Genomic DNA, 7,096 nt, shown 5'->3' with positions numbered 1-7,096 from the left:
TGAACCGCTGCCTCCCACTCGCTGAATAGACAAACATGCGTTGAAGGCACCACAGATAACCGAGAAATGGTTGCAGGACGAAGTGCGCCGCATCCACAAAATAGACCTGTCGCCGACCTTCTTTTGCTTCAGCAAGTCTTGGCTCTAACTCATTAATGATAAATGACTTTTGTTCTTCTCGCTTGCTGTCATCCAGTTTCCCAGGGACGCTTCCTGTTTTTTTCGGCTGAGTCCGAACGAGATTAGGAGGTGACGCACATGAGGCACAGTAAACGAGACTCCTGTCAGCCGCTTGATCTCCGCTGCCGCTTCTTTAAGGGTGCGTGGGGGATACTTCAAAAAATGCGATTTCAAGAAGTCACGTTGCGGCTCGATTTGACTCACTGGCTGGTGAAAGTGACGCTTCTCGACACCGGACAGCCCTTTTTCAATATAAGTCCGAATCGTCGTCGTGACGGTATTCGGAGCCGCGCTACTCAATTTGGCAATTTCATGGTGTGGTAGGCCAAGGTGCTTATGCCACAAGATGGTCATACGTTTCCGCACGATCGGATCAGGATGGCGGTAACGCTGAAGTTGAATGCGGCGTTGATCTTCAACTGAAAACTGGCAACGTAGCATAAAATCACCTATGATCAATCAATAAAATGGGCAGAAAATGATTATGGATCTTTAGGTTATTATGAACATAATAATTTCGCAAACATTTTATTAATCTAGTATATCAGCGATCCTATACATCACCCTCGTTTTCCCTCCGGAGTCTCTCCCCGATGTAGGCATGACACGCCAACCGAGTCACCAGACTCCCGCCGTAGTTCGGTGCGATCCCGCGCGCCTCATGCTCGCATCTTGTTTTCGTTGTTTTCGACTACTTCGCTCTTCTGATCGCCCCCGCCTCACCACGCGGACCGGCATTCGCCATCCATTTCATCGCCGGCCGATTGGGTCAGCGTTAGCCATGGAATCGAGTACGCATGAAATCACTTCGCAAGGACTGGTTGTCCAACGTCCGTAATGATCTACTCGCAGGGCTGGTGGTCGCACTGGCGCTGATCCCGGAGGCCATTGCCTTCTCCATCATCGCTGGGGTCGACCCCAAGGTCGGGCTCTACGCCTCCTTCGCAATCGCGACCATCACCGCCTTCGTCGGCGGTCGCCCGGGCATGATCTCGGGTGCCACCGCGGCGATGGCGCTGTTGATGGTGACCCTGGTTAAAGACCACGGCCTCGAGTATCTGCTCGCCGCGACCATCCTCACCGGCCTCCTGCAGATCCTCGCCGGCGCGCTGCGCTTGGGCAACCTGATGCGCTTCGTGTCGCGCTCGGTCATCACCGGCTTCGTCAACGCCCTGGCCATTCTCATCTTCATGGCGCAACTGCCCGAGTTGATCGGCGTGACCTGGGAAGTCTATGCCATGGTTGCCGCCGGTCTGGGCATCATCTATCTCTTCCCCTACCTCACCAAGCTGATCCCCTCGCCGCTGGTCACCATCCTGGTGCTCACCGGGGTGGCGATCGTCTTGGATCTGGACATCCGCACCGTCGGTGACATGGGCGAGCTGCCCGACAGCCTGCCGGTCTTCCTCTTCCCCGATATCCCACTCAACTGGGAGACGCTCGCCATCATTTTCCCGGTCTCGGCCACGCTTGCCGTGGTCGGTTTGCTGGAATCCCTGATGACGGCCTCCATCGTCGATGACCTGACCGATTCCAGCAGCAACAAGAACCGCGAGTGCGTCGGCCAAGGGGTGGCCAACATCGGCGCCGGTTTCATCGGCGGCATGGCAGGCTGCGGCATGATTGGTCAGGCCGTCATCAATATCAAATCCGGCGGTCGTGGACGCCTGTCGACTCTCGCCGCCGGGGTCTTCCTGCTCTTGATGGTGGTCTTCGCCGATGAGTGGGTGGCGATGATCCCGATGGCGGCACTGGTAGCCGTCATGATCATGGTGTCGATCGGCACCTTCAACTGGGCTTCCGTGCGGAATCTGCGCGACCACCCAATCGACGCGAACATCGTCATGATCTCCACCGTGTTGATTGTGGTTCTGACACACGATCTGGCCATTGGCGTCCTGGTTGGTGTGTTGTTATCTGGGTTCTTCTTCGCGCACAAGGTGGGACAGATCCTGCACGTCGGTTCGGTTTGCCTAAACGAAGGTCGTCTGCGCGCCTATCTCATTACCGGGCAAGTATTTTTTGCCTCCGCGGATCGGTTTATTGCCTCCTTTGACTATAAGGAAGTGATCGAAAAGGTGCGTATCGATGTTAGTCGCGCGCATTTCTGGGACATCACTGCCGTCACCGCCTTGGATAAGGTGGTCCTCAAGTTCCGACGCGAAGGCACCGAGGTCGAGATCGTGGGACTCAACCAGGCCAGTGCAACCCTGGTGGACCGCTTTGCGGTGCACGACAAACCCGATGCCGTCGAGCAACTCATGGGCCACTGATGGAGACCGCAAACATGCAAGACGACGAAAACAAAATCCTGGCCTGCGTCGATCGCTCGCACTTTGCCGATCACGTGACCGATGCCGCGGCATGGGCCGCACGGCGCACGGGCGCACCGCTGGAGCTGCTGCACATCATCACCCGTCATACCGCAACCGCTTCGGGCAGCGACCGCAGCGGCGCCATCGGCTTTAACGCGCAACAACACCTGCTGACCAAGCTTTCCGATCAGGATGAGGTCCGCAGCAAGGCGGTCCGCGAGGAGGGCCGGCTGTTTCTCAATCAGCTGCGCGAGCGCGCGATTGCCCTCGGCGTACCGGCACCGGATGCACGCCAGCGATATGGTGATTTGGAAGAGGTCCTAGTCGAGCAGCAACCGAGCGTGCGCTTATTTGTCCTCGGACGACGCGGTGAATCAGCCGAGACGACACAGCGCGATCTTGGCCGTAACGTCGAGCGCATGGTCCGGGCGCTGAAAAAGCCGATCCTCGCCGTGACCCAGGGATTCCAGGAGCCGAGTCGCGTGATGATCGCCTATGACGGCGGCAGCATGACCCGGCGCGGCGTGGAGATGGTTGCCGCCAGCCCTCTCTTCCAGGGATTACCCATCCATCTGCTGATGTCTGGTGAGCCTCGCAAGGACGGCCCACGCCAGTTGGAGTGGGCGAAGACGACGCTGGAGGACGGCGGACTCGAGGTCTTTGACGCTCTGATCCCAGGCGACGCCGAGAGCATCATCGCCCGCAGTATCCAGGAGCAGGCGATCGACTTGCTGATCATGGGCGCCTACAGCCACTCGCCATTGCGTAGCTTGTTGTTCGGCAGCAAGACCTCCGATCTGCTGCGCTCGGCCCGTATCCCGACGCTCTTATTACGTTGAACGAGGCCGACCGATGACATCCGATTCGCGCACCTACCGGGAACGACTCCAAGCCGAGCTGGATCGGTTCATCATCGCCATCGCCGAATCTAACGAGGCGAGCGGCATCGTGGAGCTGGACCAAACGCGTGTCGTTCGCCTCTCGCGGATGAGCACGCGCCTGCCCCTGCCTTGAGCGAGATGGCGGCTGATGACACGACGGTAGGTCTAGCCCGACCTCGACAACGGCTCGAAGACATTGGTCTAGAGATTCTGGACCTGCATCAAGAAAGCATAAATCGCTAGGATACGCATGCATCATTCCGGTCAAGGACGATGGACCTATTCGTCTCGCTGATCGTGCACAATCGCCGCAACCTGGTCGATATCGATATGGCGGACATCGCGACCCTTGACCAGATAAATCAGGTATTCAGAGAGGTTGCAGGCGTGGTCCCCAGCGCGCTCGAGCGCGCGCGCGACTTGCGAGATGTCGAGCATGAATGAGATGGATCGTGGATCCTCCATCATGTAGGTCATGTTCTGTCGCGTGAGGGCCTCATAGTCGTTATCGATGTCGACGTCCTGCCGAACGATCTCCAACGCCTTATCGACGTCGCTGCGCGCAAAGGCATCCAGTGCCTCATGCAGCATGTTTGCGACGCGTTGCCCCATGGTCTCAAGCTCTCGAAGCAGCTGACGCCGCGGACGCTCGCTGTCCGCGTTGCGAATCACCATGCGCGCGATGGACTCGGCGAGATCGCCGATCCGCTCCAAGTCGGTGATGGTCTTGATGACAGCCACCACGAGACGAAGGTCACCCGCCGTCGGCTGGCGTCGGGCCAGGATCTCGGTGCAACGCTCATCGATGAGCACCTCCGCCGTGTTCACCCGACGGTCATTGTCCGCGACATCCCGGGCGCATGCTAAGTCACTAGTGATGAATGCGCTGAGCGCATTGCGGAGTTGAGCTTCGACCAGCTCGCCCATGGCAAGCATATGATTGAAGACTTCTTCAAGCTCCGTGTCGTAGCTTTGCAAATAATGGCCACCGATGTGTTTGCTTTCCATCTCAGCCCTCTGTGTATCAGACGCTTGCATTGGTTTCTTGACACGTTTTGATGATTCAACGAATGAGAGGCATCACCCGTAACGTCCAGTAATATAGTCTTCTGTTGATTTCTTGCTCGGATTGGTAAAGAGATGCATCGTATCCGCGTACTCGATCAACTCGCCAAGATACATGTAGGCTGTATAATCAGAGATTCGTGCGGCCTGAGCCATATTGTGGGTCACGATCAGAATCGTGTATTGCTCCTTCAGTTGCTCGACAAGCTGCTCGATCTTAGCTGTCGAAATCGGATCAAGTGCCGAAGTCGGCTCATCAAGTAGAATCACTTCAGGCTCGATGGCGATGGCTCGAGCGATCACTAAGCGTTGCTGTTGTCCACCGGACAGACCAAATGCATTGCTATCCAGACGATCTTTCACCTCGTCCCACAGGCCGACCGCCTTGATCGAGCGCTCGACGGCTTCCGTCAGGATCCGCTTATCCTTGACTCCTTGCATTCGCAAACCATAGGCGACGTTCTCGAAGATCGATTTAGGGAAGGGGTTTGGTTTCTGAAAGACCATGCCGATGCGCCGCCGCAATTCTGCGACATCGGCGTCTCGCGCATAGATATTCTCACCCTTTAGATTGATCGAGCCCTCAATCCGACAGCTGTCGATCAAATCGTTCATGCGGTTGAAGCAACGCAATAAGGTCGATTTTCCGCAGCCCGACGGTCCGATGAAGGCTGTAACACGGTGAGTCGGTACCTGCATCGTCACCGCTTTCAATGCGGGAGTATCGCCGTAATAAAGGTTGAGCCCCTCCACCGTGAGGGCGATGGTCTCATCGCGCAGTGAACGAATCTCACGCTGGGCACCCTCGAAAAGACCGGAATTGAGCCCGCCGACGGGAGTTGATGCTGTCGCTGTTGCGGTATGGAACTGTGTCATGTCGATCTCCTATTCAAACCACATCGACACTTGACGCGGTCTTGCTGTCAACAAAGGAATCACCGGATTACGTATCAGGGTTGAGCCAGAACCCGTATCAATCACCTTCCGCTCGATATTTTTCACGCAGATGGTTACGGACGGTGATGGCCGTCAGATTCAGCACCACGATGAGCAGGACCAAGATCAACGCGGTCGCATAAACGAGTTGTTCCGCCGCCTCCGCGTTCGGACTCTGGAAACCGACATCATAGATGTGGAACCCCAGATGCATGATCTTTCGCTCGAGATGCAGGAAGGGAAAATTTCCATCAATGGGCAGGGTCGGTGCCAACTTCACGACGCCGACAAGCATCAATGGAGCCACCTCGCCGGCAGCACGCGCGATCGCCAGGATCAGACCGGTCATCATCGCCGGCGTTGCCAGTGGCACCACCACCTGCCACAGCGTTTCCCCCTTGGTCGCACCTAGCGCCAACGAGCCTTCGCGAAGGCTCGCCGGAATCCGCGCCAAGCCTTCCTCGGTCGAGACGATGACCACGGGCAAGGTTAGGAGCGCCAGTGTCAGAGAGGCCCAGAACAGCCCCGGCGTTCCGAATGTTGGGGCCGGGAGCGCTTCTGGATAAAAGGTTCGGTCGATAGCGCCTCCGGTTAGGTAAATGAAGAAACCGAGACCAAACACACCGAAGACGATGGAGGGAACGCCTGCCAGGTTGTATACGGAAATTCGGATGGTCTTGAGCAGGGCGCCTTGCTTTGCGTACTCGCGCAGATAGATCGCGGCAAGAACACCAAAAGGCGTCACCAGAATCGACATGACCAAGACCATGACGACGGTCCCGAAAATCGCGGGGAAAATACCGCCTTCAGTATTGGCCTCACGTGGATAACCAACGATGAAGCCGATGAAATCGTCGATATAGAAGGCCACCTTCGCCGGAATCGACATGTTGTTCGGCTGCCATGCCTTCACGATCTGCTCCAGTCGAATCGTTGGCTCTTCGCCATTAGGGGCACGCATGACGATGGCGTCGCGGCGGTTCTCGGCCGACAGATTCCGCAATCGCTCTTGCAGGACCGCGTATTCCTCGTTCAGAGCAGCCCGACGGCTCACGAATTCCTGTTCCAACTCAGGCGTCAGAGTTCCACGCAACTCGGCCCGTCGCTGATCAAGACGAACCCGCTCGAGACGGAAATTGATATTTCCGATCTCCTCACGTTCGATCTGACGTATCTCGTCGAAAAGACGATTGCTGCGTGCGAGGCGCTTTTGAAACTCAGGCCAAAGCGCCTCACCTTCCGCGACGACCTGACCATCCTCGATCAAACGGACGGGGGTTCCCAGGAAGTCACCCCATTCCCGACGTTCCAGCACCGTGATATCGCGGGGATAGCGCCACTCCCCCATGAAGTCGTCGATGAAGTAAGCGAAGTCCTGGCCTGTGAGATCTCGATTTCCAAGCTTGAACAGGTGACGTGTGACCAGCACCTGGTCGTCGGGAATCGGAATACCGGCTTCACGCAGAGCCTGCCCTGTTAGGGTTTCGGATCGCCTGCGCTCGCCAATCACTTCGACCTGTTCGCCCGTCACCGGGTTTTCGTATGTTGTCTCGACGATTTGATGCGGCCAGAAATTCCCAAACCCGCGAACCAGAATCAGAAGCAACAAGCCGAAGACCATAATGATACTAATACTGACCGCCCCGGCATTCAGCCACACCCAAGGCGATCCACTTTTCCACCATGTCGTCATTTGATAATCCTCATGCCGCACACGAT

Annotated in this window: 7 protein-coding genes; 3 read left to right on the top strand and 4 right to left on the bottom strand. The window is 56.8% G+C overall.

What is annotated here, in order from left to right; genetic code table 11:
• Positions 1-144 precede the first annotated feature (144 nt).
• Positions 145-621, bottom strand: coding sequence for a hypothetical protein (locus CKO25_RS19335; protein WP_200389594.1), 477 nt, complete (start codon positions 619-621; stop codon positions 145-147).
• A gap of 356 nt (positions 622-977) precedes the next feature.
• Between CKO25_RS19335 and CKO25_RS19330 the strand changes: the two genes are divergently transcribed.
• The 3 genes from CKO25_RS19330 to CKO25_RS19320 are packed head-to-tail and all read left to right on the top strand — an operon-like array spanning position 978 to position 3,509.
• A complete protein-coding gene (locus CKO25_RS19330) occupies positions 978-2,453 on the top strand; it encodes a SulP family inorganic anion transporter (RefSeq protein ID WP_200389593.1) in 1,476 nt (491 codons plus the stop codon).
• 14 nt (positions 2,454-2,467) lie between these two features.
• Positions 2,468-3,334 (top strand): universal stress protein, encoded by an 867-nt coding sequence (locus CKO25_RS19325; protein WP_200389592.1) that lies wholly within the window; start codon positions 2,468-2,470, stop codon positions 3,332-3,334.
• Positions 3,335-3,347: 13 nt separating this feature from the next.
• The gene (locus CKO25_RS19320; RefSeq protein ID WP_200389591.1) at positions 3,348-3,509 is read left to right on the top strand and encodes a hypothetical protein; all 162 of its coding nucleotides are present in this window, start codon (positions 3,348-3,350) and stop codon (positions 3,507-3,509) included.
• Positions 3,510-3,655: 146 nt separating this feature from the next.
• Here the strand turns inward: CKO25_RS19320 and phoU are convergent, their stop codons facing one another.
• The 3 genes from phoU to pstA all read right to left on the bottom strand — a co-directional run bounded on the left by phoU (position 3,656) and on the right by pstA (position 7,070).
• Entirely contained in the window at positions 3,656-4,384 is a 729-nt protein-coding gene (phoU, locus tag CKO25_RS19315; RefSeq protein ID WP_200389590.1) for a phosphate signaling complex protein PhoU, read from the bottom strand.
• Positions 4,385-4,456: 72 nt separating this feature from the next.
• On the bottom strand, positions 4,457-5,317 hold the full coding sequence (pstB, locus tag CKO25_RS19310; protein ID WP_200389589.1) for a phosphate ABC transporter ATP-binding protein PstB: 861 nt from the start codon (positions 5,315-5,317) through the stop codon (positions 4,457-4,459).
• Between the two features lie 97 nt (positions 5,318-5,414).
• The gene (gene pstA, locus CKO25_RS19305; protein ID WP_200389588.1) at positions 5,415-7,070 is read right to left on the bottom strand and encodes a phosphate ABC transporter permease PstA; all 1,656 of its coding nucleotides are present in this window, start codon (positions 7,068-7,070) and stop codon (positions 5,415-5,417) included.
• Between the last annotated feature and the right edge of the window lie 26 nt (positions 7,071-7,096).

Origin of the sequence: Thiocapsa imhoffii, from assembly GCF_016583985.1 — a bacterium.
Lineage (GTDB): Bacteria > Pseudomonadota > Gammaproteobacteria > Chromatiales > Chromatiaceae > Thiocapsa > Thiocapsa imhoffii.
Note: the sequence above shows the minus strand (reverse complement) of the source record. Positions and strands in the feature narration are given on the sequence as shown.